24 protein-coding genes, 1 other RNA gene and 2 pseudogenes are annotated in these 26,764 nt (G+C 43.0%); 23 read left to right on the top strand and 4 right to left on the bottom strand.

Going from position 1 to position 26,764, the window contains the following annotated elements:
- Positions 1-214: 214 nt before the first annotated feature.
- The 4 genes from A361_RS13980 to A361_RS13965 all read left to right on the top strand — a co-directional run bounded on the left by A361_RS13980 (position 215) and on the right by A361_RS13965 (position 3,374).
- Complete coding sequence (locus tag A361_RS13980) at positions 215-934, top strand: GTP pyrophosphokinase (RefSeq protein ID WP_019383137.1); 720 nt, start codon at positions 215-217, stop codon at positions 932-934.
- Between the two features lie 14 nt (positions 935-948).
- Entirely contained in the window at positions 949-1,377 is a 429-nt protein-coding gene (locus A361_RS13975) for a DUF5392 family protein (protein WP_019383136.1), read from the top strand.
- A 13-nt stretch (positions 1,378-1,390) separates the two neighbouring features.
- Entirely contained in the window at positions 1,391-1,999 is a 609-nt protein-coding gene (locus tag A361_RS13970) for a TetR/AcrR family transcriptional regulator (protein ID WP_019383135.1), read from the top strand.
- 106 nt (positions 2,000-2,105) lie between these two features.
- Positions 2,106-3,374 carry an OFA family MFS transporter gene (locus tag A361_RS13965; protein ID WP_019383134.1) on the top strand — a complete coding sequence of 423 codons (1,269 nt, stop codon included), beginning with the start codon at positions 2,106-2,108 and terminating at the stop codon, positions 3,372-3,374.
- Positions 3,375-3,638: 264 nt separating this feature from the next.
- Here the strand turns inward: A361_RS13965 and A361_RS13960 are convergent, their stop codons facing one another.
- Positions 3,639-4,055 carry a hypothetical protein gene (locus tag A361_RS13960; protein WP_019383133.1) on the bottom strand — a complete coding sequence of 139 codons (417 nt, stop codon included), beginning with the start codon at positions 4,053-4,055 and terminating at the stop codon, positions 3,639-3,641.
- A gap of 141 nt (positions 4,056-4,196) precedes the next feature.
- Here A361_RS13960 and ssrS point away from each other — a divergent pair.
- The 5 genes from ssrS (at position 4,197) to A361_RS13940 (ending at position 7,596) form a co-directional block, all read left to right on the top strand.
- Positions 4,197-4,392: non-coding RNA, 6S RNA (gene ssrS / locus A361_RS13955), on the top strand.
- A gap of 106 nt (positions 4,393-4,498) precedes the next feature.
- On the top strand, positions 4,499-4,639 hold the full coding sequence (locus tag A361_RS30505) for a hypothetical protein (RefSeq protein ID WP_019383132.1): 141 nt from the start codon (positions 4,499-4,501) through the stop codon (positions 4,637-4,639).
- Positions 4,640-4,743: 104 nt separating this feature from the next.
- On the top strand, positions 4,744-5,721 hold the full coding sequence (locus A361_RS13950) for a ring-cleaving dioxygenase (protein ID WP_009334356.1): 978 nt from the start codon (positions 4,744-4,746) through the stop codon (positions 5,719-5,721).
- Between the two features lie 107 nt (positions 5,722-5,828).
- On the top strand, positions 5,829-7,067 hold the full coding sequence (locus A361_RS13945; protein WP_009334357.1) for an MFS transporter: 1,239 nt from the start codon (positions 5,829-5,831) through the stop codon (positions 7,065-7,067).
- 49 nt (positions 7,068-7,116) lie between these two features.
- Positions 7,117-7,596: an SRPBCC family protein gene (locus A361_RS13940; RefSeq protein ID WP_019383131.1), complete on the top strand. Its 480-nt coding sequence runs from the start codon at positions 7,117-7,119 to the stop codon at positions 7,594-7,596.
- Positions 7,597-7,774: 178 nt separating this feature from the next.
- Here the strand turns inward: A361_RS13940 and A361_RS13935 are convergent, their stop codons facing one another.
- Positions 7,775-8,650: an AraC family transcriptional regulator gene (locus A361_RS13935; protein WP_019383130.1), complete on the bottom strand. Its 876-nt coding sequence runs from the start codon at positions 8,648-8,650 to the stop codon at positions 7,775-7,777.
- A gap of 308 nt (positions 8,651-8,958) precedes the next feature.
- Positions 8,959-10,066: pseudogene (locus tag A361_RS31465) on the bottom strand (M14 family zinc carboxypeptidase).
- Positions 10,067-10,405: 339 nt separating this feature from the next.
- On the opposite strand from A361_RS31465, the gene A361_RS13925 reads away from it, so the two are divergent.
- From A361_RS13925 to A361_RS13870, 12 genes and pseudogenes are all read left to right on the top strand, one after another.
- The gene (locus tag A361_RS13925; protein WP_019383129.1) at positions 10,406-11,614 is read left to right on the top strand and encodes an acyl-CoA dehydrogenase; all 1,209 of its coding nucleotides are present in this window, start codon (positions 10,406-10,408) and stop codon (positions 11,612-11,614) included.
- Positions 11,615-11,631: 17 nt separating this feature from the next.
- Positions 11,632-12,405 carry an SDR family oxidoreductase gene (locus A361_RS13920; RefSeq protein WP_009334362.1) on the top strand — a complete coding sequence of 258 codons (774 nt, stop codon included), beginning with the start codon at positions 11,632-11,634 and terminating at the stop codon, positions 12,403-12,405.
- A 27-nt stretch (positions 12,406-12,432) separates the two neighbouring features.
- The gene (locus A361_RS13915; protein ID WP_009334363.1) at positions 12,433-14,046 is read left to right on the top strand and encodes a long-chain-fatty-acid--CoA ligase; all 1,614 of its coding nucleotides are present in this window, start codon (positions 12,433-12,435) and stop codon (positions 14,044-14,046) included.
- A gap of 51 nt (positions 14,047-14,097) precedes the next feature.
- Positions 14,098-14,661 carry a TetR/AcrR family transcriptional regulator gene (locus A361_RS13910; protein ID WP_009334364.1) on the top strand — a complete coding sequence of 188 codons (564 nt, stop codon included), beginning with the start codon at positions 14,098-14,100 and terminating at the stop codon, positions 14,659-14,661.
- A 95-nt stretch (positions 14,662-14,756) separates the two neighbouring features.
- Positions 14,757-15,641 (top strand): 3-hydroxyacyl-CoA dehydrogenase family protein, encoded by an 885-nt coding sequence (locus A361_RS13905; protein WP_009334365.1) that lies wholly within the window; start codon positions 14,757-14,759, stop codon positions 15,639-15,641.
- Positions 15,642-15,652: 11 nt separating this feature from the next.
- Positions 15,653-16,030 (top strand): annotated as a pseudogene (locus A361_RS13900) (acyl-CoA thioesterase); the annotation flags it as partial.
- A gap of 61 nt (positions 16,031-16,091) precedes the next feature.
- Entirely contained in the window at positions 16,092-17,165 is a 1,074-nt protein-coding gene (locus A361_RS13895) for a phosphotransferase family protein (protein WP_009334366.1), read from the top strand.
- A 1-nt stretch (position 17,166) separates the two neighbouring features.
- Positions 17,167-17,913 carry a 2-phosphosulfolactate phosphatase gene (locus A361_RS13890; protein WP_009334367.1) on the top strand — a complete coding sequence of 249 codons (747 nt, stop codon included), beginning with the start codon at positions 17,167-17,169 and terminating at the stop codon, positions 17,911-17,913.
- Complete coding sequence (locus tag A361_RS13885) at positions 17,914-19,689, top strand: acyl-CoA dehydrogenase family protein (RefSeq protein ID WP_009334368.1); 1,776 nt, start codon at positions 17,914-17,916, stop codon at positions 19,687-19,689.
- Positions 19,690-19,714: 25 nt separating this feature from the next.
- Positions 19,715-20,692, top strand: coding sequence for a quinone oxidoreductase family protein (locus tag A361_RS13880; protein ID WP_009334369.1), 978 nt, complete (start codon positions 19,715-19,717; stop codon positions 20,690-20,692).
- 119 nt (positions 20,693-20,811) lie between these two features.
- The gene (locus A361_RS13875; protein WP_009334370.1) at positions 20,812-21,585 is read left to right on the top strand and encodes a class I SAM-dependent methyltransferase; all 774 of its coding nucleotides are present in this window, start codon (positions 20,812-20,814) and stop codon (positions 21,583-21,585) included.
- A gap of 12 nt (positions 21,586-21,597) precedes the next feature.
- Positions 21,598-22,383: an SDR family oxidoreductase gene (locus A361_RS13870; RefSeq protein WP_019383126.1), complete on the top strand. Its 786-nt coding sequence runs from the start codon at positions 21,598-21,600 to the stop codon at positions 22,381-22,383.
- A gap of 479 nt (positions 22,384-22,862) precedes the next feature.
- On the opposite strand, the gene A361_RS13865 is transcribed toward A361_RS13870, so the two are convergent.
- Positions 22,863-24,038 carry an MFS transporter gene (locus tag A361_RS13865; protein WP_009334372.1) on the bottom strand — a complete coding sequence of 392 codons (1,176 nt, stop codon included), beginning with the start codon at positions 24,036-24,038 and terminating at the stop codon, positions 22,863-22,865.
- A gap of 109 nt (positions 24,039-24,147) precedes the next feature.
- On the opposite strand from A361_RS13865, the gene A361_RS13860 reads away from it, so the two are divergent.
- On the top strand, positions 24,148-25,188 hold the full coding sequence (locus tag A361_RS13860; RefSeq protein WP_019383125.1) for a P1 family peptidase: 1,041 nt from the start codon (positions 24,148-24,150) through the stop codon (positions 25,186-25,188).
- A 214-nt stretch (positions 25,189-25,402) separates the two neighbouring features.
- On the top strand, positions 25,403-26,761 hold the full coding sequence (locus tag A361_RS13855) for an ethanolamine ammonia-lyase subunit EutB (protein ID WP_009334374.1): 1,359 nt from the start codon (positions 25,403-25,405) through the stop codon (positions 26,759-26,761).
- Positions 26,762-26,764: the final 3 nt, after the last annotated feature.

Raw genomic sequence — 26,764 nt, 5'->3', positions numbered from 1 at the left:
TGTGACATTGTGTCATATTCAGTTGACGTGTGACACGATGTCATATACAATTCAATTGAAAGGATGACACAGTGTCACATCGAGGTGAAAGCATTGTCTAAAATTCAATTGCTTATTTCTAAATTGCAGAAACAGGGAGTAAATGCGGCAATCTGCAAAAAGCCGTCCAGTTTTATGCCACCAAAAAATAAGGCAAAAATTCAAAGGAGTCCCTATGGTCACAAATACGCCTGAACAAATTACTTTAAAGGAGCTTAGGACAGATTTAGTGCGTTTTATGATGTCCCACAAGTTCGCATTGGAAGAAATAAATACGAAAATAAATATCCTTAAAGAAGAATTTCAGTATGTCCATGACTATAATCCGATCGAGCATGTAAAATCTCGAATAAAATCTCCAGAAAGTATATTTAAAAAGCTGCAAAGAAAAAAATTGGAGATTTCCTTAGACTCCATTAAGCAAAATATTAGGGATATTGCGGGCGTCCGTATTACATGTTCCTTTATATCAGACATTTATAAAATCAAAGCCATGCTTGAAGGCCAGAAAGATATAACTGTGATCGAATGCAAGGATTATATTCAGCATCCAAAGCCAAATGGCTACCAGAGCCTTCATCTGATTGTCCAGATCCCCATTTTTATGTCTGACAGGGAAGAACTGGTTCCTGTAGAGATTCAAATCCGGACGATAGCCATGGACTTCTGGGCGAGCCTCGAGCACAAGATTTACTACAAGTACAATAAAGAAATTCCGCAAAGAATAGTGAATGAACTGAAAGAGGCAGCTGACACGGCTTCACACCTCGATCGGAAAATGGAAAACATCCATGAGGAAGTGATTGGCCTCAAACAGCTGGAAGATGATGAAGCCATGATTTTTCCGCCTGAAAGCCTGCAATTTCTGCTGGCCAATAAAGGAATTAAAACTTAAAGGAGACGAAATAGATGCAAGTGTGGACAGAAGATATGCCAAATTTCGTAAAAAGAGAACTGGAACAGCTAGAAGAAAAAATATCCCCCATTATGAAAAAAGCATCCAGATATATTTTTTGGTCAACACCCTTGATTATTCTGTCATTAATCAATCTCATGACCTTGTTTTTCACCGTTCAGGATGAGAAAACATCGCCGTTAACCATCCTGATTTACGCCATAATTGGTGCGCTAGGTTTCGCGCTTTCTAAAGAAGGGAAACATCAGCAGCTGGAAATTCAAAAACTGAGCTCACAGTACATTAAAGCACGAATTACTAAAAGCCAATGGGCTTCTGACCCTATTAAAACGAGATATCAAGCATTAATCAATGAGAATCCCAAAAAGGCAGTCCCTTATTTTATCCAATTTTTAAAGGAGGAAAAAGGAGACTGGCAGTAAGGAGGAACCGGACTTGCCAAAAATTACTTTTTTCAATTTACCTGAAGACAAACGGGAAAACTTAGTCCATGCGGCCAAAAAGGAATTTGCCCGCGTCCCGCTTTATCAGGCATCCATATCCAATATCATAAAAGATGCCAAAATCCCCCGCGGCAGCTTTTATCAGTATTTTGATGACAAAGAAGATGCGTTTTTCTACTTATTGAATAGCCATGTTTCTGCTTATAAGCTACACTTTCTTGAAATGCTGCGCAAAAATAATGGCGATATTTTTGATGCGATGATCGACTTTTATACAACCATCATTACAGAGGAAAAAGAAAATCTGCAGTTTCTGAGGAACTTATTTCTTAATATGACGCATCGAATCGAAAATGTTATGGCAAGAAGCTTCGGTGAAAATGACCTGAATGAGGATTTCAAGAAAATCAGCAATCTGATTAATAAGGAGCGGCTGAATATACAGCACGAGCATGAAATTTTTCATATGATGCAGATCATTTCCTCTGTCACATTCCACAATATCGTGAAAAAATTTGCGGGAGAACTGCCATTCGAGGAAGCTGTAAATAATTACAGAACAGAAATCTATTTATTAAAAAAAGGGTTTGTCTCAGGATGATTTTCGGAAAGCCTGTCTCTAAAAGGATTAGAGGCAGGCTTTTTTGGGAAGGTAAAAAATAGCATGGAGCTTATAAATAAAACAATATTCAGGAAAGGGGTTATTTATGGCGAACAAGAATAGATGGCTGATTGCCCTTTCAGCTGTCGCCATTCATTTATCTATTGGTTCGGTGTATGCGTACAGTGTTTATCAAAACCCATTGAAAGAAACGCTTGGCTGGGAAAAAACCGACGTCTCACTGGCATTTACCATTGCGATTTTTATCCTTGGGATTGCGGCAGCCTTTTTTGGCCGGTTTGTGGAAAAGCGGGGACCAAGAGTTTCAGCCATGATTGCCGCAGTCTTCTTTGGAATTGGGATTATTGGGTCCGGATTCGCCATACAATTGGAGAACTATGTCCTATTCCTCATTTTCTTCGGTGTCATTGGGGGACTGGGCCTCGGCTTCGGCTATATTGCACCTGTCTCCACATTGGTTAAGTGGTTTCCTGACAGAAGGGGACTTGCCACAGGAATGGCAGTTATGGGCTTTGGTGCAGGGGCCCTGATCACAAGCCCCATTGCAAGCAGATTAATGATTGCAACTTCGATTCCGACAACCTTCTATGTCCTGGGAATCAGTTATTTTATTCTAATGATTTTGGGAGCGCTTTATATTGTAAAACCGCCTGAAGGATGGGCACCTGAAGGAATGGAGGAGAACAGGGAAGAGCGGCCGGTAAAGGCAGATCTGGCACAGCTGACTGCCAATGAAGCGATTAAGACGAAGCGTTTCTGGCTTCTATGGATTATGATGTTCATCAATATTTCTGCAGGCATCATGATTCTCTCAGTTGCCGCACCAATGGCCCAGGAAATCACTGGGGCAAGCGCGATCACGGCTGCAGGCATCGTCGGCATAATGGGCCTCTTTAATGGAGGGGGAAGAATTGGCTGGGCATCTGCATCGGATTACCTTGGAAGAGGAAATACATATATGACCTTCTTCCTGATACAGGTTGCTGCATTCTTCATTCTTCCATTCATCACAAACTCTTTTATCTTCTCTGTATTCCTTTATATCATTGTTTCATGCTATGGAGGCGGGTTTGCATCCCTTCCGGCCTTTATTGGAGACCTGTTTGGAACCAAACAGCTTGGCGCGATTCATGGTTATCTGCTTACCTCGTGGTCCATCGCCGGAGTAGTCGGCCCAATGCTCGTATCCAGCATATATGAAAATACGCAAAGCTATACGATTACTTTCTATGTGTTTGGCAGCATGCTTGCCATCGGCTTCATCGTCTCACTGCTGATGAAGCGGGACATCAAGAAAATCAGAACTGCAAAGATGCAAAAAAGAGCAAGCGGGCAGCTGTCACTAAATAATTGAAGGAGTAGCACCGATTTCCTTTCATAAAGGAAAAGGTAAAGTATCTGCGTCTATTCTGAAGCCTATTCTTGAGATGTATTAAAAAGGTAATTGCTAATAATGGTGGATGGATTGCAAATTGGCTGGACTTGCCAAGGGGACGGCTTAAGATCCCCTGCTTGTTGCAGAGCAAAAAAAGCAGTTGTTATAGAAGGGCCTATGACTTCCTAATAAGGAGAGCAAGAGAAAATGGTCGCCGTGATGGTCTCATGGCAGACCTGCTCTCTACTTTTTAATCAGGAGCTCTTTTAATGTTTGAGACTTTTCTTTCCCTAAGGTTCCTAAAGCATTCTTGTCTCTGTCAAAAATCACTGCAGATCCTTCTTCTTTGTTGAACCATATTAAATACTCAGTTAAACTTTCTGGCATATTTTTATCGTATGTAAAGAATAAAGTGGCTATAGCATCTTCATTTTCATCCATTTGGGGCTTTATGTTTTCCTCCCATTCAATTTCCCCAATTATATCTCTTATGGTTTTAATCTTTTCTTTTTCTGTTATTATGATTTCTTCATCACTGTTTCCACTTGTAAAATCAACTCTAGTCAGCTGGCTCAGGTCAAGCTCATTTGGGACATCCTTTGAACATCCGATAAGAAGAAAGATGGAAATTGCGGATACCAGGCTATGGAGTTTTTTCATATAGAATCCCCCGATCGTTTCATTAGTGTAAAATATTCAACAAACAACTTTAAACCCCTGTTAAAGAACTCAAATTATTGTTTATAACAAATGAATGAGCATGCCCATTGAAAAATCCGCCAGAATCCGTTAATATATTAATACAAGCTGCATTGTTCGTAATCATAATAAAGTTTTAACCTTTAAGCTGTAATAGGGAGTTTTACATTGAAACGGGAATGACAGGCCTCCGTCTATACGACAAGGAGGACAGGCAGGAATGTTTCTGCGAACACCCACTTTGAGGAGTGGTGGTTTAAAACTTTCTTATCATTATTTACGGCAATGGCGGCTGTACATACGTAAACTGAATCAGTTCCCAAGGGGAGCTGGTTTTTTTGTGTTTAGAAATCAAAATTCTGGTTAAACCAAGATAAACGACATATTTAACAGGAGATGTAAAAATGAAAGAAATTACGGAAAAGAGATTTTGCGAAGTCTGCGGAAAAGAAACTGTCCACATCGCCAGGGAAGATGCACTGGAAATTGAATACATCTGTAAGGAATGCCATCATGAGGAAGACATCATAAAATCCTTTTTTTAAAGCCCCGGTGATATTGACACCATCAGAAAGCCGTGATAAAGTAAAATTATCTCGAATTAAAGATATTTTATTTTAAGATAAATAACAACGGGGAGGAAGTTCACTTGAATCATTTAAAAGGTATTCACCATGTTACAGCCATTACAAGCAGTGCGGAAAAAAATTATGAGTTTTTCACTTATACATTAGGAATGCGTTTAGTAAAGAAGACCGTAAATCAGGATGACATTCAAACGTATCATTTATTTTTTGCGGATGATACAGGAAGTCCGGGAACGGATATGACATTTTTTGATTTTCCTGGTATTCCACAGGGATCTCACGGAACGGATGAAATATCGAAAACTTCATTCCGGGTTCCGACAGATGAAGCACTCAATTATTGGGTAAAGCGGTTTGACCGCTTAGAGGTTCCACATTCAGGCATCAAAGAGCAGTTCGGCAAAAAAACCCTGTCATTCACGGATTTTGATGATCAGAAATACCAATTGATCTCGGATGAGGACAATAAAGGAGTACCATCAGGCACACCTTGGCAGAACGGGCCCGTTCCGCTAGAATATGCGATCACTGGTCTGGGACCGCTTTTTGTAAGAGTAGCTCAATTTGATTACTTTAAGGAAATGATGGAAAAGGTGCTGCATTTTAAGGAAATTGCTCAAGAAGGAGATTTCCATTTATTCGAAGTGGGTGAAGGGGGAAATGGGGCACAGGTGGTAGTGGAATATAACCCGTCTCTTCCCCAGGCGCGCCAGGGCTATGGAACAGTCCATCACGCAGCATTCCGCGTGGAAGATAAGTCTGTTCTCGAGGAATGGGATCAGCATTTGAGAGGCTTTGGCTTCCAGACTTCAGGATTTGTGGATCGCTTCTTCTTCGGTTCTTTATATTCCCGGGTTGCTCCGCAGATTTTATTTGAATTCGCGACGGATGGCCCTGGATTCATGGGTGACGAGCCATATGAAACACTTGGGGAAAAATTGTCCCTGCCGCCATTCCTGGAGCCGAAAAGGGACCAAATCGAAAGCTATGTCCGTCCGATCGATACAGTAAGAAGCACAAAGAATCTTGTAAAAGAATAATTAGGCCAAAGGCACCTGTCGTTCCATTGCTTTAACGCAGTGGAGGACAGTTGCCTTTTTTTAGCGTATAATGGAGGGTATTCTTTAGAAAATAGGAGCAGAGGGCAGTGGAGAAACATAAAAGCAAATACAGGTGGCTTGTCTTTGGAGCGGTTTTATTTACATACTTTTTAATCGTGAGCCAAAGGACAGCTCCCGGTTTAATTACTGATCAATTAATGAAGGAATTCGGCGTGACAGCTGCGGCCATTGGGCTCCTGACGAGCATCCAATTTTTCGCCTATGCCAGCCTGCAGGTTCCCATTGGAATATTATCCGACCGTTTTGGTCCTAATGTGTTTTTAATCTCCGGGACTCTTCTTAACGGAATCGGGACTTTATTATTCAGTTTTGCTGCGAATGAATACATCCTTTTCGCGGCAAGAATGCTAGTCGGAATAGGTGATGCGACAATCTGGATTAACGTTGTCATCATTTTAGGCAGATGGTTTAAGGTAAATGAATTTGTAAAATTGCTTGGTTTTGCGGGCATGTCGGGGAGCTTTGGATTTTTGCTCGCGACTGTGCCATTTTCCATTTGGATTTCCATATGGGGCTGGCGCATTCCGTTTTTGGCAGTGGGCATTATTTTGACCATCCTCTCCTTATTGCTGTATTTCATTTTAATTTTGCAGCCTTCCCGGATGGGCATAGAACCTAAGAAAACAAAAGGTAAAAAGGAGCCAGCAGAGAAAACAGCAAACATATTAAAGAGAATTTTTTCTGACCGTCAGGCATGGGCCACGTTTTTGTGTCACTTTGGCGTGGTTGGTACTTATGTTGGCTTCATCGGTTCATGGGCAGTGCCATATGGAATGGAAATGTATGATTTGACCCGTTCCGAATCCAGCCAGCTAGTCATGATTGGACTGATTGGGGCAATTATTGGTGCTCCGTTAATGAGCTTCATATCAGGACGGATGGGCAGCATCAAACGCCCTTATCTTTTTGCCCACATAATCGTCGTTCTCGGTTGGGCAGTTTTTCTTGTATTCCAGGGCAAACCTCCATATCTGCTCCTGATTGTTCTTTTCCTGATCATGGGTTATGGGAATGGTGCAAGTACACTGACTTTTGCGATTGTCAGAAAATCATTTGACATTAGAGATGTAGGTGTCGTTTCAGGTTTTGCCAACACCGGCGGCTTTCTGAGCGCAGTTTTGCTGCCATTTATTTTCGGAAAAGTTTTGGATACATTTGAAGCAGGATACCAGTATGGATTTATTATTCCGGTCATCTTTTCATTGATTGGATTGATGGGTGCAGGGTTAATAAAGGAAAAAGGACGCCAATTGGTTAAAGGTTAATTTTATGCAGTATTTTGAGGACAAATCATGCAAAAAAGGAGACGAGAGTATGAAAGCTTTATTAAAAAAAGAAACAAATGGCTATACTGCTGTCTTTGAACGAAACCTGAAACATCCCAGGGAAGAAATCTGGGCGATGCTTACTGACAATAATCAGCTGAAAAAATGGTTTCCGGAGCTGCAGGCTGAGGAATTAAAGAATGGTGGAAAATTCAAATTTGATATGGGTGATGGCAGCTTTGAGGAAATGGAAATCCTCGGGTTTGAAAAGCCTGCGATCCTTGAATACACATGGGGTGATGATATTGTCCGCTTTGAGCTTAATGAATTCATGGGCGGGACAGAGCTGATTTTAATTGAAAAAATCAGTGAAATCACAGATCATACACCAAAGGATCTTGCAGGATGGCATGTGTGTCTAAATGTGATTGGACGTCTGCTTGATGGAGTAATAGATGGCAGCCGGAAAGACGAATGGAAAAATTGGTATGAAGAATATAAAGCAGCAACTGAGGCCATAAAGCACTAATACAGAAAAAGGCTGATAAATAATCCAAAGTAGTTCAGATAATGTGTAGCAAATCCGAAAACACAGGGTAAATAACAGTTGAGATAAAAAAAGGGTGGGGTCAACATTAAAGGAAACCCCAACCTTTTTTATTTTAATGTGAGATATTCGAAAAACATTTCTGTAAATAGAATAATCATCAAGGTGTATCGTTAACTTTTTTCTTTACTGCCATCCAAACCTCGCTATATACATTTTCCGATGTACCGTTGTACTTTGTAAATGAAATCCCAGGTAGTTCTGCTGGTTCATAATCTGATGAAGGCAGCCATTCAGAATAAATTTTTGCGGTAGTTTCTTGAAGTGTAGAAGGAAATGGTCCTTGGTTAGGGAAAATGGCCCATAAACTTTCTTCAATAGTAATTTGCTCTAAATGATCGAATGGATTTTCTTTTGTAGTTGCAAATCCTATCATATGTGTTAAATACCCTTTTTCTTCTAAAAAACCATCATCAAAATCATACGATACATTCAACACTTGATGAGGATATAAATCCGCTAATTGATGCATTTGATTTCTTTGTTGTTCGGTAATTGTCTTCGCTAGTTCTATGATAGCATTATTTTCACCTTCGAATTGAATAGGCACCCTTTTCGATACACCAACAATATTAAACATCTCTTTCTTTTCAATCTTGAATTCCATTGAAATTCCTCCTCTTATATCAATAAAGAATGAGAATTTGGGAAATGATTTTTGAATTTTGTTTTTAGTTACTTCTGAAGGCAAGAATCCGCTCCATTCACGAAAGGCTCTTGAAAAACCTTCAATGGATTGATAACCATATTTGCAGGCAATATCTGTTACTTTTGCTCCGTTAATCAGTTCAACATTTGCAACTGATAATCTCCTATTTTTGATGTACTCATTCAATGACATTCCAGCCATATATGAAAACATTCTTTTGAAATGATAATCAGATAGCCCTACAATTTTTGATATTTGCTTTCCGGAAATTTCTTCGGTTAAATGTGTCTCAATATAATCCATCAAATGATTGAATTCTTGTAACATTCATTTCCCCCCTTCACAAATATATAATAACGATAAAAATCATAATTCACTCGATATTTTCTATACGGAATATATCGGAACGCATTTCCGTTAAATATAAAGTTACAATCCGGCTTCGTTAGTAAAAGTGCATTTTTTTATATAATTTCATTATTTACATTGCTATTTAAATATATTTCCTTATAAAAGTTGATGTACCAATGAAAAAAGCATATCAATTACAAATTGATATGCTAATTTATATACTATTTACAAAGTTTCTTCACACAAACAGAACTAATTATCATGATGCGTCAGTCATTTTTCTTTTATTTCATAAACGGTTTCATGTTTGATTTCTTCGGATCAATGGTGAAGCGGTAAATCGGCAATTCCTGCCCAACTTCAGAAAGGACGTAGCCGAAGGTCGTATAACTGTCTACTGATTCAGGCTCAAGCGACAGGGAAAGCAGATTTGTTTGAGGCTGTGCGGTCAGAAATACATAAGTTCCTTTCGGGAAGGTGATGTCCTTCTTAGTCACCTCAGTCTCAACCTCAACAAGCTCCCTTTGTTCATAATTCCCTGCCGGTTCCTTAGAAGTTACTGTAAAGGCTTCAGCTGGAAGGCTGACATTTTTCGGAAGTCTAAAGCCCTTTAAACCTTGATCCATTAATTTTTCAGCGATTTCCTCATGACCTGGCTTTATTAAATAGGCGGTAGGTCTATCCCTTACCAATGTTGGTTCTGCATCAGTAGCACTTAAGTATTTAACTGGGATATCCTGAACAGTGCCCGTTGCTATGTCTACCATTTCCAGTGTTTCATTCTCCAGTTCTTTATTTTCGCTATCAATGATTATTGGATCATTGTCATTTGGCATTAAGCCTTTTTTGATAAGATTAAGTCTTTCTAATGCTACTAGATTTTTAATTTGTCTTGCATGATTGGCCGTTTGCTTAAGAATGCTTTCATGAGTGGCAATTTAGGCGTTCACTCTGCGCGCAAAATCTTCACGGCCGATGCCAATGCCTCTGCTTTCTACGAGGAATGTTGCCATGGATCTGGCTCTGAACCCATACAATCGGCTTTTTTGATAAATAGCCCGACCTAATATGCTTATCCTTTGTGAAATAAAGGGCAGGTATTTCACGGCCTTCTTGAGAGGTTCCGATTGTTTTAACAGTTAGGTAAGGACTTTTAGCTTTGAGCTGTTTTATGTAGGCCATCATTTCTTCTTGAGAAGTAAAAGCATCACCGTCCCTTGAAAAGGCAGGAGTGTTGTCTATCACCTCAATTTCAGGAAAGAGGTGTCTTACTTGTTCAGGCTGGCTGTATGATTTCCCGTAATAGGGAGTTTCTGCCTGAACTGCAGGTGCAGCCAATAATGCAGCAGACAGGAGTACAGGAATAGTGCGTTTTTTTACTAGTTTTTTCATCGGCTAATTTCCTCCTCTTCTAATTTCAAATCAATAATAGATGAAGAATGTTTTAAGTGTCAAAAAATTTCGAATAGTATAAATTGAGGAGTTTAATGGATGAATTGTTAAAAAGAAGGAATTGTAGGTGCTTAGTTCTAATATTATTCGGAAAACGAAATAGAATGGAGGTAACTAGCGAAAATTCCCTAGCTTTTACTCGATAAAAACAGTGCTTTGGCTGGGAGTGGAAAACAATAAAATTATAAATTTTCTGAAAATAAGTTGAATTTTTTCCGAGATTGTTTATACTAAACTTGTAACATACCGACCGGTCAGTAAGTGAAGGAGGGATGGAATTTGGATTATTCTTACTCATCAAAAGTACAGGAGCTCATAAGGAAATTAAATGTGTTTATGGAAGAAAACGTTTATCCGAACGAAACTCTGTATGAACAGCAATTGAATGAACAGAAAAGCCGCTGGAATGCTATTCCGCCCATTATGGAAGAGTTGAAACGCAAGGCGAAAGATGCTGGGCTATGGAACCTATTTTTACCGGAAAGCGAGTATGGGGCTGGTCTCACGAACGTGGACTATGCTCCACTTTGCGAAATTATGGGGCGTTCCATGATTGCACCGGAGATTTTCAATTGCAATGCACCTGATACCGGAAACATGGAAGTGCTCGCAAGATATGGCACCGATCAGCAAAAGAGTGATTGGCTGCAGCCTCTTTTAGAAGGGGAAATACGATCTTGTTTTTCAATGACAGAGCCGGATGTTGCCTCTTCTGATGCTACAAATATTGAAGCACGGATTGAAAGGCAAGGTACGGAGTATGTCATTAATGGTCGGAAGTGGTGGTCCTCAGGGGCGGGAGATCCGAGATGCAGGATAGCGATCGTCATGGGAAAAACCGATCCAGCAGCCAGCCGTCATGAACAGCAATCTATGATTCTTGTTCCACTTGATACGCCAGGAGTAAAAATAGAGAGGATGCTTCCGGTGTTTGGCTATGATCACGCTCCCCATGGTCATGCTGAAATTACATACGACAATGTCAGAGTTCCCGCTGAAAATATGATTTGGGGTGAAGGGAAAGGATTTGCCATTGCGCAGGGAAGGCTTGGCCCAGGACGCATCCATCATTGCATGAGGCTAATAGGGGCAGCAGAGCGTGCTCTTGAAGAACTATGTAAGCGTGTACAAAATCGCGTCGCCTTTGGAAAACCGCTCTCTAATCAGGGAGTCATCCAGGAATGGATTGCGGATTCCCGAATTGAAATTGAGCAGGCAAGACTATTAACGCTTAAAGCGGCCCATATGATGGATACAGCCGGAAATAAAGCGGCGAAAACAGAGATTGCTATGATCAAAGTCGTGGCTCCATCCATGGCACTTAAGGTAATTGACCGGGCGATTCAGGCTTTTGGCGCAGCAGGAGTCTCTGACGATGTTCCGCTTGCGGCCTTGTGGGCAAATGCCAGGACGTTGAGGCTGGCAGACGGGCCAGATGAGGTCCATCGGGCACAGATTGCTAAGCTTGAGTTGAAAAAATACCAATAGGGAAAGCGGGGAGCCATATGAACGTAATGGATTTATTTGACCTAACCGGGAAAACGGCACTGATTACTGGAGGAGGCCGAGGGCTCGGTGCCCAGATTGCGGAAGGCTTTGCCGAGGCAGGGGCGAATATCGTTCTTTGTTCAAGAAAGGTGGAGGCATGTCAGGAAACAGCTGATCGTCTCGCCAAACTTGGCGTGAAAACTTTAGCTCTATCCTGCGACATAAGCAAACCCGAGGACGTCCATAAAGTGGTCGAAGGAACGGTTAAGGAATTTGGAAGCATTGATATTCTTGTCAATAACAGCGGTGCCACCTGGGGAGCACCTGCCGAAGAAATGCCGCTTGAAGCCTGGCATAAAGTTATCAATGTGAATGTGACAGGGACGTTTTTAATGAGCCAGGCTGCAGGTAAGATCATGATTGAGCAAAAGTCCGGAAAAATCATTAATATTGCCTCTGTTGCCGGACTTGGCGGTACTGATCCCCGGGTGATGGATACGATCGGATATAACACAAGCAAAGGCGCTGTTATTACGATGACAAAGGATCTGGCTGTAAAATGGGGCAGGTATGGCATCAATGTGAATGCCATAGCCCCAGGGTTTTTCCCTACTAAAATGTCAGCAGCGATTATTGAGCATGGGAAAAATCCAATTCTGGAGGCGACACCTCTCAGACGCTTTGGTTCTGCTGACGATTTGAAAGGCGCCGCTTTGTTCCTGGCTTCCAATGCTTCAAATTATGTGACGGGAGACGTATTAATTGTCGATGGCGGAACACATGCAATGTAAAAACGGCAAATTTTGGAGGGATTAATAATGAGCGAGAAGAAAACCTGGCATGCCCACTATCCTGAATCAATTGCAGCCGATGTTAGCATTCCCAGCAAGTCGATGCCTGAGATGCTGCAGGAAGTGACAGCGATGTATCCGCAGAATACAGCTTTATCTTTTTATGGCCGAAAAATGATTTATGCGGAACTTCAAAAAGCCGTCTATGGATTTGCTGCATCACTGCAGAAAAATGGTGTCCAAAAAGGCGGCCGTGTTGCCATCATGCTGCCCAATTGCCCGCAATATGTAATTGCGTATTATGGCACCCTTGCAGCGGGAGCGATCGTTACTCAAGTAAACCCGATGCTGGTTGAGCGCGAGATAGAGTATATTATGAATGATTCGGGTGCTGAGACACTTATCGTCTTTGATGCGTTATATCCACGCGTAAAAGGAGTACAGAGCAAAACGAAATTAAGTAATATAATTGTTGTCAGTCTCCAGCAATCAAATGCAGATTTTTCTCCTGATAAAACCTTTGATGGTTTTTTACATGAAGGCAAAGGACAATTCACCCCGGTAAACATTGAGCCTGAACAGGAAATAGCCGTCCTTCAATATACGGGCGGTACAACCGGCCGATCTAAAGGAGCCATGCTGACACATTACAATGTTCTCGCAAATGTGGTTCAGTCCTATGAATTTTTTAAAGAAAGAACCAAAATAGGCGGGGAAAAATTCTTAACCGTCATTCCGCTGTTCCACGTTTTTGGAATGACTGCCTGCATGAACTTTGCCATTTATACCGCCAATGAATCTATTTTATTGCCTCGCTTTGATTTGGAGGAAGTGCTTAATACGATTAAAAATGAGCAGCCTTCTGTATTTCCGGGTGTTCCAACCATGTATGTGGCTATCACCAATCATCCGCGTGCAGAGGAATATGGCATTGACAGCATTGAAACCTGCAATAGCGGAAGCGCGCCAATGCCTGTCGAACTGCTTCGCGATTTTGAACAAAAGACAGGAGCCAAAATACTCGAAGGCTATGGTTTATCCGAAGCTTCCCCAGTAACCCACTGCAATCCTCCTTTTTCAGAACGAAAGCCTGGAAGTGTCGGAATTGGTTTTCCTTCAACTGATTATAAAGTAGTCGATTTGGCCACAGGAACAGAAGAAGTTCCGAATGGAGAACTCGGAGAGGTCATCATCAAGGGACCGCAGATCATGAGAGGATATTGGAATATGCCTGAGGAGACGGCCGTCACATTACGGGATGGATGGCTCTACACAGGTGATATTGCAAGAATGGATGATGACGGTTTCCTTTATATTGTCGACCGTAAAAAAGACCTGATTATTGCAAGCGGATATAATATATATCCTCGCGATATCGAAGAAGTGCTCTATGAGCATCCTGCAGTTCAGGAGGCAGTAGTCATTGGTGTCCCGGATGCGTACCGGGGTGAAACAGTAAAAGCTTTCATCGTACTGAAAGCTGGCAAATCGTCAAGCGAAAAAGATATCATTTCATATTGCAAGCAGAACCTGGCTGCCTATAAAATTCCATCGGCCGTAGAATTCCGCCAGGAGCTTCCAAAGACAAATGTCGGAAAAATCCTTCGCCGGGCTTTGCGGGATGAGGTCCGGAGCCACTGATTTTTATGATATAATTCTGTCGATATTTTCTAACAGAAGCGGGGACTAACATTGAAAGAAAAAATTACTGAAAAGAGCATCCGGCTATTTGATCAGAAAGGCTTCAGCGAGACATCAATTCAGGATATTGTCGACAGTATTGGTGTGACGAAAGGGACGTTTTATTACTATTTTTCCAGCAAAGAAGAACTTTTGATGGACATCCATCTTCGCTACATTGATGACATGCTGGACAATCAGCACGAAATCCTCGGGGATGATTCAAAATCCAGCAAAGAAAAACTCTTTGCGATTGTCCAAATGCTGCTCAGCAATATCAAAACACAGGGAGCCAGCGCGAAAGTCTTTTTTAGAGAAATGCGCAACCTCAGTGACGAAAGTTTATCGGAAATCATTCCGAAAAGAGATCAGTTCAGGCTGAATATCGAAAAATTAATAGAAGAAGGCAAACAGAACGGAGAGTTCCGTGCGAATCTCAACTCTCCGATTATTGCCTTTGGCATCCTGGGCGTCACTAACTGGAGCTATCAGTGGTTCAATCCGGATGGATCTATTTCTGACCGGGAAGTGGCGGAGATATTTACGGAAATGATTTTAAAAGGAATTGAGATATAGATATCCGCGAATTCCATTTTTCATCGTAAGAGAGGCAGTCTTACAGCCTCTCTTACTGTCAACATACCTACTGGTCAGTATGAGGAGGAGAAAAGATGAATGTAAATGATATTAAGCAAATTACGGTTATCGGTGCCGGGCAGATGGGCCACCAGATCGGAATGCTTTGTGCGCTTGGAGGATTTGAAACAATTATCCAGGATTTGAACGAAAACGCATTGCAGGATGCTGAGGCAAAGCTTCAAACGATTATGTCTAAATGGGTCTCCAAGGGGAAACTTGCCGAAGATGCTAAAGCTTCTGCATTTAATAAGCTGCGCTTTTCCACCAGCCTTGAAGAAAGTGTAAGGAATTCCGGCTTGATTATTGAAGCAGTAACCGAAAAACTTGATGTAAAAAAGGAGGTCTTCAGCAAGCTGGAGCAGTATGCTGATCCACATGCCATTTTTGCGACCAATAGTTCAACAATCGTGAATAGTCTAATAGCTGGTAAAACGGAGCGGCCAGAAAAAGTTGTTAATATGCATTTCTTCTTCCCGCCTCTCGTTATGGATTGTGTGGAAGTAGTAATGAGTGAACAGACATCTGAAGAAACCGCCCAAATAGCTATGGAAGTCTGTAAAAAAATCAATAGGACAGCCGTCCTTTTGAAAAAGGAAATTTCCGGATTCGTAGCAAACCGCATTCTCGGTGCGCTCCAAAAAGAGGCAGTGGCTCTGTTTGAACAGGGAATTGCAGACTATAAAGATATTGATGTCATCTGCCGGAAAGCATTGAATCACCCAATTGGCCCTTTTGAGCTTATGGATTTATCCGGACTCGATGTCGCCTATTATGTAATGGATCAGCGTTATCGGGAGACGGGAGATCCTGCCGATAAACCGTTTGCCTGTGTTGCTGAAAAAGTGGAAAAGGGAGAATTAGGCAGAAAGACAGGCAAGGGGTGGTACGAATATCATTCGAGTAAGATTAAGAGTTAAGGGGTGGCACCATGCACGAAATGCAGGTAACAGTGAGGTTTTGCGAGACTGATGCACTTGGCCATATCAACAATACCAGTTATTTTATATATCTTGAAGAAGCGCGTGTAAAGTATTTCGAGACACTCGGCTACAGCATGGATGTGAAAAATTGGAGCTTTATCCTGGCCTCCACTAAGTGCGACTTTCTAAGCCAGGGGTATTTTAACCAAATCCTTACGGTAAAAACGTGGGTATCAAGAATCGGCAGGAAAAGCTTTCAGCTGAACCATGAAATTGTCTGTAGCCAGACGGGCGGTCTCATTGCCAAAGGGAGCGCCATCATCGTCTATTTTGATTTCAGCAAACAGGAGAGTGCTGTCATACCTGATCTTCTTCGCGAAGGTCTTAACCAAAATTCGGAACTTAAACTTAAAGAAACTGAATTTTCGTTTAAAAAGGAGGAGTTACATGCCCCAGCAAATGAGCCAGGATACCATTCCTGTGAGAAAAGGGGAACAATTAAATACAGCTGCACTGGAAAAATTCCTGCGGAGCGAGATTGGGAACCTTCCAAATGAACCACTCGAGATTCTGCAGTTTTCCACTGGCCACTCCAACCTGACATATCAGCTGAAAATGGGAGAATGGAAAGCTGTGCTCCGCAGGCCTCCGCTTGGACCTGTTGCACCGAAAGCTCACGACATGGAGAGGGAATTCAGAGTGATTTCTGAGATCAGCCCCTTTTTCAAGGAAGCTCCGAAGCCGCTTCTTTTCACAGATAATAAAGAAATTGCCGGTGCAGCTTTTTTCATTATGGAAAGAAGGCATGGAATTGTTTTAGATACCTCATTCCCTGAAGGAGTTGCACCAGACGAGGGAGTTTGCAGAGGGCTGTCTCAAATTATGGTTGATAAACTTGCCGAACTTCATTCCATTAACTATAAAAGGACAGGTTTAGCTGAAATCAGCAATCCTGATGGATTTATGGAAAGGCAGGTGCATGGCTGGATTGGCCGGTATGAACGGGCCAAGACGGAGGAAGTTTCTGAGGCGGATACATTGAAAAAGTGGCTGACCAATCATATCCCAGTAAGTCCGGAACCTTCCATCATCCATTATGATTACAAACTGAACAATGCAATGTTTAATGAAAATTTGACAGAAATGGCAGGCCTGTTTGACTGGGAGATGGCAACTGTTGGCGATCCGCTGGCAGACCTTGGTGCAGCGATGAGCTATTGGATTCAGGGGGATGATCCAGATCTGCTGAAGTTTGGCTTAGGCAAACCGCCAGTAACTGTTCTAAACGGCTTTTACTCGCGCAGAGAATTTATGGAGGCATATGCTAAAAAGACTGGCCGAGATCTCAGCAGCATGAATTTTTATTTAACATTTGCTTACTTCAAGCTCGCCGTCATTTGCCAGCAAATCTATTATCGCTACAAGAAAGGCCAAACAGGCGATGCTCGTTTTTCACAATTCCATACATTTGTTAAAGTGCTCCTGAAACATGCTGTAAAGGCTGCAAACGAGAAAAACTGAGATGAAAAAAGTTCATGTGATTTTAAAGAAAGAGGATATTTCAGAAGAGAAATTAAGAGAAAGCAGTAAAGTGGCTGTCGTTTTGGATATTCTTCTCGCGACCACGACGATTACTGCAGCTCTTTCAGAAGGAGCTGCAGAAGTCATCCCTGTATTGGATGTTACGGAAGGGATGACTGTTACAGCAGGCATGAAGCCGGAGACATTTGTCCTTGCCGGCGAGATTCATGGGAAGCCGATTGAAGGATGCGTGTATCCCATTCCGAGCCGCATCCGTGAAGTGATAGATGGCAGGAAACTGATCCTGACAACAACAAATGGAACGGTAGCTTTAAGAAAATCAGCCTGTGCCTCAAAAGTCTATATCAGCTCGCTATTAAACAATCGGGCAGTTGCAGAATCCGTAAAGGGAGAAGCTGAGACAGTCATCGTTGTATGCTCAGGAAATTCGGGGGAACTCAGTTTGGAGGACTTTTACGGTGCAGGGCACTTTATCGATTGCTTAACCGATCATGATCAATGGAATATGACTGATTCTGCAAAAGCTGCTTTGCATTTTTACCGGGGTGCATCAGGAAGCGCATTTGACATTCTGTCATCATCCAGGGTAGGCAGGCTTTTTGCCCGGCACGGGCTGGCAGAAGATTTAGAGTTCGCATCACAGATTGACATGGAAGCGATTGTTCCCATTCTGAAAAATGGCAGAGCGGTTCCATCAGACCGCTTTAGAAGGAGAGTGAATCCGTAAATGGAAGAAGTAAAAACAGCTAATCGCGGTGCGGGTTTTTTGTTCACAAAGCTTAATCCTGAAACACTTTACACACCAGAAGATTTTACAGATGAGCATATCTTGATTGGCAGAACCGCTAAACAATTTGCTGAAAAAATGGTACAGCCTGAAAAGGACCGGATTGAAAACCAGGACTTTGAGCTGGTTACGGATTTGCTGAGGAAGGCGGGGGGACTTGGCTTGCTTGCACATAGCATCCCTGAAAAATACGGCGGTCTGGGCCTGGATAAAATCAGTAAGGGGATTGTCGGTGAAAGCATTGCCTCAACAGGCGGTTATGGGGTAGCCCACTCCAACCATACCTGTATTGCGACCCTCCCTATTACTTACTTTGGGACACCGGAGCAGAAAGAAAAATATTTGCCGAAGCTTGCTTCTGGGGAGTACATTGGGGCTTACTGCCTGACAGAACCGAACGCAGGTTCAGATGCCCTTTCCTCCCAGACAACAGCTGTTCTGAATCAGGAAGGAACACATTATATCTTAAATGGCACCAAAATTTATATTACTAACGCTGTATTTTCAGATACGTTTATTGTTTACGCTAAAGTGGATGGCCAGTATTTTACCGCGTTTATCGTTGAGCGCGATACACCAGGGCTTTCCCTTGGTCCGGAAGAAAATAAGATGGGCATCAAAGGATCTTCAACAAGATCGGTCATTTTTGAAGATTGTCCTGTGCCAGCCAATCAGTTGCTTGGCGAAGTGGGCAAAGGCCATATTATTGCTCTGAACGTCCTGAATCTGGGCCGCTTCAATTTAGGTTCTGCCTGCATGGGGGCATCCAAAACCGGATTGAAGAAAGCTATACAATTCACAGGGGAAAGAAAGCAATTTGGAAAATCCATTGCTGATTTTCCAGCTACCAAGGAAAAAATCGCAAAAATGGCAGGTAGAATTTACGCTGCTGAATCACTGCAGTATCGTACTGCAAACCTGCTGGAAGAATCATTAGCAGACTTATACGATTCATCTGATTTAAAACTTATTGGAAAAAGAATGAGCGAATATGCCACAGAATGTGCGATCTGCAAGGTGTTTGGATCGGAAACGCTCGACTATGCGGCAGATGAAGTACTGCAGCTTCATGGCGGAGCAGGATTCATCAAGGAATACGGAGTGGAACAAATGTATCGTGATTCCCGCATTAACCGTATTTTTGAGGGAACAAATGAGATTAATAGACTGCTGATTCCTACACACCTTTTCCGTAAAGCATTGAAGGGTGATATCGATTTAGCCGCAAGAGTGGAGGAGGCTGTTGTTCAGTTGAGCAAACCTGAACCAATCGGCCAGGGCATTTTTGAGAAAGAAAGAGCAGCGGTTAATACGATGAGAAACCTATTCCTGTTAAACGCCGGACTCGCTTACGAAGCATTTGGCAGCTCACTTGCTCATGAACAGGAAGCACTTATGAAGCTCGCCGATCTGGCCATTGCCCTTTATGCTTCAGAATCGGCTGTCTATCGTACTTATAAAGCTATTCAGGAAAATGGTGAAGAAAAAGAAGAATTGAAGATTCTTCAGACAAGAACGTTTATCGAAGGTGCGATATGGGATGCAGAAAGACTATCCCGTCAGCTTGTGTCAGAATTGGCTTCTGAAGGGAAAAGAGATCAGTTGATCGGATTAGTCATCCGAGAATGCGGCAGGTTCAGTTCCTTTGGGAAGGAAAGTGCGAGAAACAGAAGGATCGCTGAGCTTGTATATGATAAAGGCGAGTATTGCTGCTAGATATATAGAGAAGGAGTGTTTTTAAATGAAAGCCATCCAATTCAAAGAGTATGGAGGACCTGAAGTCCTTAACTTAATCGAGGTTGACCCGCCTCAGCCGACAGGACGTGAAGTATTAATCGAGGTTCATGCCATTGGGGTGAACTATGCAGATACCGCAAGAAGAGAAGGGCAATACGTCGTGCCGACACCTCTGCCGTTCATTCCTGGTGCTGAAGTGGCAGGTGTTGTCGCTGCTGCAGGTGAAGATGCGAAAATTCCTGTTGGCACAAGAGTGGTTACGTTAATTGAATCAGGCGGCTACTCGGAGTATGTATTAGCAGATGAAAGAGGGCTGATTCCCCTGCCGGAAGGATTGGATTTCAACCTGGCTGCTGCTTTGCCTCTGCAGGGCTTGAGTGCCTATCATATACTAAAAACGATGGGCAGACTTGAAGCGGGTGAAAGCGTCCTTGTCCATGCAGCAGCAGGCGGTGTAGGAACACTTGCTGTTCAGCTCGCAAAATTATTCGGTGCAGGGACCATCATTGCCACAGCCAGCAGCGATGAAAAACTTCAGCTTGCGAAAGAAATGGGTGCGGATGTTCTCGTAAACTACACAAAAGAAGGCTGGGAAAATGAAGTGCTGGAAGCAACAGGCGGAAAAGGTGTGAATGTTGCACTCGAAATGGCAGGCGGGGAAATTTTTAATAAAACGCTGAAATGCCTTGCCACCTTTGGCCGCCTTGTCATATATGGTGTGGCAAGCGGGGAGCAAAGCCGGTTTTATCCTTCATCCCTAATGGGTCGGAACCAATCAGTCATCGGATTTTTCCTTCCGCAGATTATGAGAAAACCGGAACTGCTGCAGCCGAGCATGAAGGAATTATTGACATATGCAGCTGCAGGAAAGCTGAAGCTGACAATTGGGGAAATCCATCCTCTTGAGGATGCTGCTAAGGTACATGAGCGGATGCAGTCGAGGCAAACAAAAGGAAAGCTTATTCTTGTACCTGCAAGATAATCGGAAGCCTGCCATTTACCATGTGGCAGGCTCTTTTTCTATTAAACTGACAGGAATATAGGGATTTATATAGAACATAAATAGTAGTGCTGATCCTATTTTTGATGAGGGTGATTTATATGGAAAAAGAAGAGGTAAAGAAAAAGGTACAAAATACTTTCGGTAAAAATGCAGAAAAATATGTGACAAGCAAAATTCATGGAGATGCGGCTGAGCTTAATCAGCTCGTTCAAACTCTGAATCCGCAGAAAGATTGGGTGGTGCTGGATATCGCCACCGGAGGAGGGCATGTGGCCAAAAGTCTGGCACCTTTTGTTTCCCAGGTCTTCGCTGCTGATTTGACAAAAGAAATGCTGGCCAATACCGCACGCCATCTGGAAAGCTTTAAAAATATCTGGTATGTCCTCGCGGATGCTGAAGATTTGCCATTTCTGGATAAGTACTTTGATGCCGTAACCTGCCGGATAGCCCCCCATCATTTTCCCAATCCGGAAAAGTTCATTTTGGAAGCTGGAAGGGTATTAAAACCAGGCGGTCATTTCCTGTTGATCGATAACGTATCACCTGAAGAAAAAGAGCTGGCTGGCTTTATGAACACTGTTGAGAAATTGCGGGATGACAGTCATTGTCGGTGTTTGTCGACAGGAGAGTGGAGAAAGCTATTTGCTGCTTCAGGGCTGCATGAAACGAACTCGAAGAGCAGAAAGAAAATATTTGAATTCCCGTCCTGGGTAAGGCGGACAGCCGAAAGTGACGAACAGATTAAGTCAGTCGAAGATTATATTTTGCAGGCTGATCGAACTGCTGCAGATTACTTTCAAATCGAATTTCATGATGGCAAGGTGCAATCCTTTAAAGTGGATGAATGGATGGCACTTTGCGTGAAACAATAGGAGGAAATGGTGATGGATTTAAACCTGAAAAATAAAAAAGCGCTAGTAGTGGCTTCAAGCCAGGGACTAGGTAAAGCAATTGCGGCACAGCTTGCACAGGAAGGCGCCAATGTGATGATTACAAGCAGGGATGAAGCAAAACTGCAAGCTGTTCAAAAGGATTTCCGTGACCAATACAATGTTGATGTTGAGTATCACCGTGCAGATGTTACCAATCCGGAAGATATCAAACAGTTAGTCAAATATACAGCTGAAACACTTGGCGGAATCGATATTTTGATCAATAATGCCGGGGGACCTCCCGGGGGAACGTTTGAATCCCTGACAGATGAAGATTGGGAAAAAGCGTTTCAATTAAATCTATTAAGCCATGTAAGGCTGATCCGGGAGGCGCTTCCCGAATTAAAGAAATATGGCGGCAGGATTATTAATATTGCTTCTTCAAGCATTAAACAGCCGATACCAGGCCTTCTGCTTTCGAATACATTCCGTTTGGGCATTGTCGGAATGACCAAAACACTCTCTGAGGAATTGGCAGCTTATAATATCTTAATCAATACAGTAGCTCCGGGAAGGATTGCGACAGACAGGGTTGATTATCTGGATCAGCATAACGCGGACCGGCAAAACATCTCCAAAGAAGAAGTTACAGAAAGAGCCAAAAGCAATATCCCGCTGCGCAGATATGGAACCCCGGCAGAGTTTGCGAACGTCGTAACTTTCCTGGCTTCCGACGCAAGCAGCTATGTGACGGGAAGCTCCATTTTGGTCGATGGCGGGATGGTGAAAGCATTATAGCAGGTTTTTTTGTTCGTGCAGCTAGTGTGAGAGTCCGAACCCGGACTAACTTCGGACAGAGAAATCGAAAAACCTGTTGTGGGAGTCCAAACCTGGGCCAACTTCGGACAGAGAAGTCGAAAAACCCGGTGTGGGAGTCCAAACCTGGGCCAACTTCGGACAGAGAAGTCGAAAAACCCGGTGTGAAAGTCCGAACCTGGGCCAACTTCGGACAGAGAAATCGAAAAAGCCGGAGAGAGAGTCCGAACCTGGGCCAACTTCGGACAGAGAAATCGAAAAAGCCGGAGAGAGAGTCCGAACCCGGGCCAACTTCGGACAGAGAAATCGAAAAACCTGGTGTGAGAGTCCGAACCCGGCACACCTTCGGACAGAGAAATCGAAAAACCTGGTGTGAGAGTCCAAACCCGGTGCACCTGCTGGAAAACTCAGCATAATAAAAAGACGATTTTCCGCATCTCTTAGGAAAATCGTCTTTCTCATTAACCTCGTTTTGTAATCAGTATCCAGATATATAATAGTATGGAGATCCCTACCGAACCGGCTGCTGTCATATAAATGCTGCTGTAGCCGAACAAATGGGCGATTTGGCCAAAGACCATTGCACCTATCCCAACTCCAAGATCAAAAAAGGAGAAGAATGTTGCATTAGCCATCCCGCGCCGATTGGCAGGCGCTTCTTTTACAGACCAGGCCTGAAGGGCAGGCTGGACTGATCCGAACCCTAGACCATAAAAAATGGCCGCTATATACATGATCATGCTGTTAGGCAGCCATGCCAGCAGGAACATGGCTGCTAAAATCAGCACCGCACCAGGTAAAAACACAGCCTGATGCCCCCGTTGATCATATAATCTGCCGGCAAACGTCCGGGAAATCATTAAGGCAATCGCAAACAGCAGGAAATACCAGTGTATTCCGCCTATGCCTTTTTGGGCAGAGTATATTGGAAGAAACGAAGCGATGCCGCCGAAGGTAACGGTAATGAAAAATAAAAGAAATGATGGCCTTAAGGCACTTTTTTCATAGATATCCCATCGCTTAAGGGGAACACTTTGTTTTTCAGCCTGCTTGTAGTTGATTCTAGATGACAATACCAGTGCGGCTAAACCCAGCAGGGCACAAATTAAAAATAAGAGCTTGAAAGATATAACTCCGGCAAGCGCCAGTCCCAGGGTGGGGCCGAAAGCCAGGGCTATGTTCCCGGAAAGACCGAAGTAGCCCATCCCTTCCCCGCGCCGCTTAGCAGGTATCAAATCGGTGGCAATCGTTCCGGAGGCTGTAGTTGAAAAACCCCATCCAAATCCCTGGACAATCCTTAAGACAAATAAGAAGATTAAACTATTAACAAATCCAAATGAACCAACCGAAAGAACAAAAATCGCAAGACCCGTTAAATAGACAAAACGCCTTCCCTTTGTCTCCAGCATATGTCCTGCATAAGGACGCAATAGCAGAGCAGAGAATGTAAAGATGCCGACTACAATCCCGATCAGCTGGTCATTCCCTCCCAATTTTTCAACAAAAAGAGGGATCGTGGGCAATGTCATTTGAAATCCGAGAAAAATAAAAAAGTTGGACATCAATATGAGCACAAAATCTCTAGACCAAATCTTCTCAGAGCCTGCATTCTGTTTTTTTGCTATAGTTTGAGCCATATAAATCCTCCCAAAAACGATGTAAAATGATTAGGAAATCTAAATATTTTTCTATTATAAATGAAAACAAATGGAAATTCTAATGAATGCCACTTTAAGGAGGAGTCAAATGAAGATTAGAGAAAGAGGAGTAACGATTGGAAAACTGCAGCCTGGCAAAAAGAATTGCATTACAGATGTAGAAGGGGTCATGGTAGGCCAAATCACTCTGGACTATCCTCTCAATGATAATGACCAATATGTCTGTACTGGTGTAACCGCAGTTTTGCCTCATGGCAGAAATTTATTCCGTGAAAAGGTCCCGGCAGCGAGCTATGTCATCAATGGCTTTGGAAAAACGACTGGTCTGGTTCAGGTTGAAGAATTGGGCATGATTGAATCTCCCATTATGCTGACAAATACATTTGGAGTTCCGGCGGTTACACATGGAACCCTGGAACACATGTTACGAACCACTCCTGAAATTGGAGACACAACTGGAACGGTCAATATTGTCGTTGGTGAATGCAATGATGGGTATCTAAATTCCATTCGTGCACTTCCTGTGAAACCGGAACATGCAATAGCAGCCATTGAAAATGCCAATTCGGAAAGAGCGGAGGAAGGTGCGGTCGGAGCAGGAAAAGGCATGGTATGTTTCGGATATAAAGGCGGAGTAGGAGCGTCATCGCGGGTCATAAGCGAAGAACAAAGCTCAAAAGACTACATAATCGGGTGCCTGGTGGTCACCAATTTTGGCAATAAAGATGAATTTCCATTCAGGAAATACGGCCTGTCAGAAATTCCGCAGGAAACCAAGGAAACGCCCGATGGCTCGATTATGATCATCCTTGCCACGGACGCACCAGTCAGTGACAGGCAGCTGAAAAGGCTTGCCAAGAGATGCGGTATTGGCCTCGGCCGGACAGGAAGTCATTACAGCAACGGCAGCGGGGATATTGTCATTGCTTTTTCAACTGCCAGAACCATTTCTCACCAGAGCACTGAACACGTTGAATTTGCCCATTTGATCAGAGACGACCATCCGCTTATGAACAAGCTTTTCCAAGGTGCTGCCGAATCCGCGGAGGAAGCAATTCTCAATTCCTTATCCCAGGCAGAAACGACGAAAGGGAGGCAGGAAAGAGTGGTCGAGGGTATGTTTTCATAAGACATTTATCTACATTCTAAAAAGTCTATCTTTTCAGTTAATTACTTGATATAATGATGGATAAGTGAAAATACCAGGTGAGGGCGCCTTAATAGGTAAGCTGTTTTATGGCTTATTCTGTTAAGGCGCCTTTTTGTATGGAGTGAATGTAACCGCTTACTGTAATAAGCTGAGTTGGTGCATACCACTCCCTATAATCGAAGGGAGGCAATTTATGTTTACTTGTACACTAAAGAATGAAACCTATCAATTCCGTTCAATTTCAGATGTTTTGGCAAAAGCCGGTGAGGAGAAATCAGGGGATAAAATGGCAGGCATTGCTGCCAGATCTTCTCTTGAACGAATGGCAGCCAAAGTGGTGTTAAGTGAAATAACACTAAAGGAAATATATGAAAATCCGGTTATTGCATATGAAAAGGATGAAGTAACCCGCATCATATATGATGATCTTAATCTTTTTATTTATAAGGATATCGCAAACTGGTCTGTTGGAGAATTAAGGAATTATATTTTATCCCACCATACCAGTACGTCGGATTTGTTCAGAATCAGCAGGGGTCTGACGAGCGAAATGATTTCTGCTGCAGCAAAGCTGATGTCGAGCATTGACCTTGTAATGGCATCGCAGAAAATCAGGCCAACTGCGCATTGCAACACAACAATTGGCGAGTCTGGACGCCTGGCATTCCGCTGCCAGCCTAATCATCCCATTGATAATCCCGAGGGTATTCTTGCATCAATGAAAGAAGGTCTGTCCTATGGTTCGGGTGATGCTGTCATAGGTGTGAACCCCAACAATGACTCTATCGAATCAGTCTCGAGAATTTTACATATGACTCATGATTTTATTCAAAAGTGGGATATCCCGACGCAGAACTGTGTTCTTGCCCATATTACAACCCAAATGCATGCCCTCAAAAAAGGTGCCCCTATAGCTCTTATGTTCCAAAGCCTTGCTGGTACACAGGCGGCAAATGATGATTTTGGAGTTTCAAAGGAAATTCTTGATGAAGCCTTTCAGCTGATGGCCACACAAGGGACATCAACTGGTCCGAATCAGCTATACTTCGAAACTGGCCAGGGATCGGAGGTATCGCTTGATGCCCATCTTGGCATAGATATGCAGACACTCGAAGCCCGTACCTATGGATACGCCCGGCATTGGAAACCGTTCATGGTTAATAATGTATCCGGTTTTATCGGGCCTGAGACGATTTATGACGGCAAACAAGTGATTCGTGCAGATCTCGAGGACCTTTTTATGGGGAAAATGCATGGACTTCCAATGGGGATAGCCCCTACATATACAAACCATATGCAGGCAGATCAAAATGATCAGGAAATCGCTGGTATGCTGACTGCTCTTGCCGGTGCGAATTTTTATATGGGCGTGCCTGGCGGAGACGACGTTATGCTAAGCTATCAGGATACCAGCTATCATGATGATGCAAGCTTAAGAGAAATGCTTGGGCTCCGCCCTCTTCGCGAATTTGAGATATGGCTTGAGAAAATGGGAATTATGGAAAATGGCAAACTAACCGAACGAGCGGGAGATTTATCAATTTTTAAGTAGGAA

Origin of the sequence: Cytobacillus oceanisediminis 2691 (genome assembly GCF_000294775.2) — a bacterium.
Taxonomy (GTDB): domain Bacteria; phylum Bacillota; class Bacilli; order Bacillales; family Cytobacillaceae; genus Cytobacillus; species Cytobacillus pseudoceanisediminis.
Note: the sequence above shows the minus strand (reverse complement) of the source record. Positions and strands in the feature narration are given on the sequence as shown.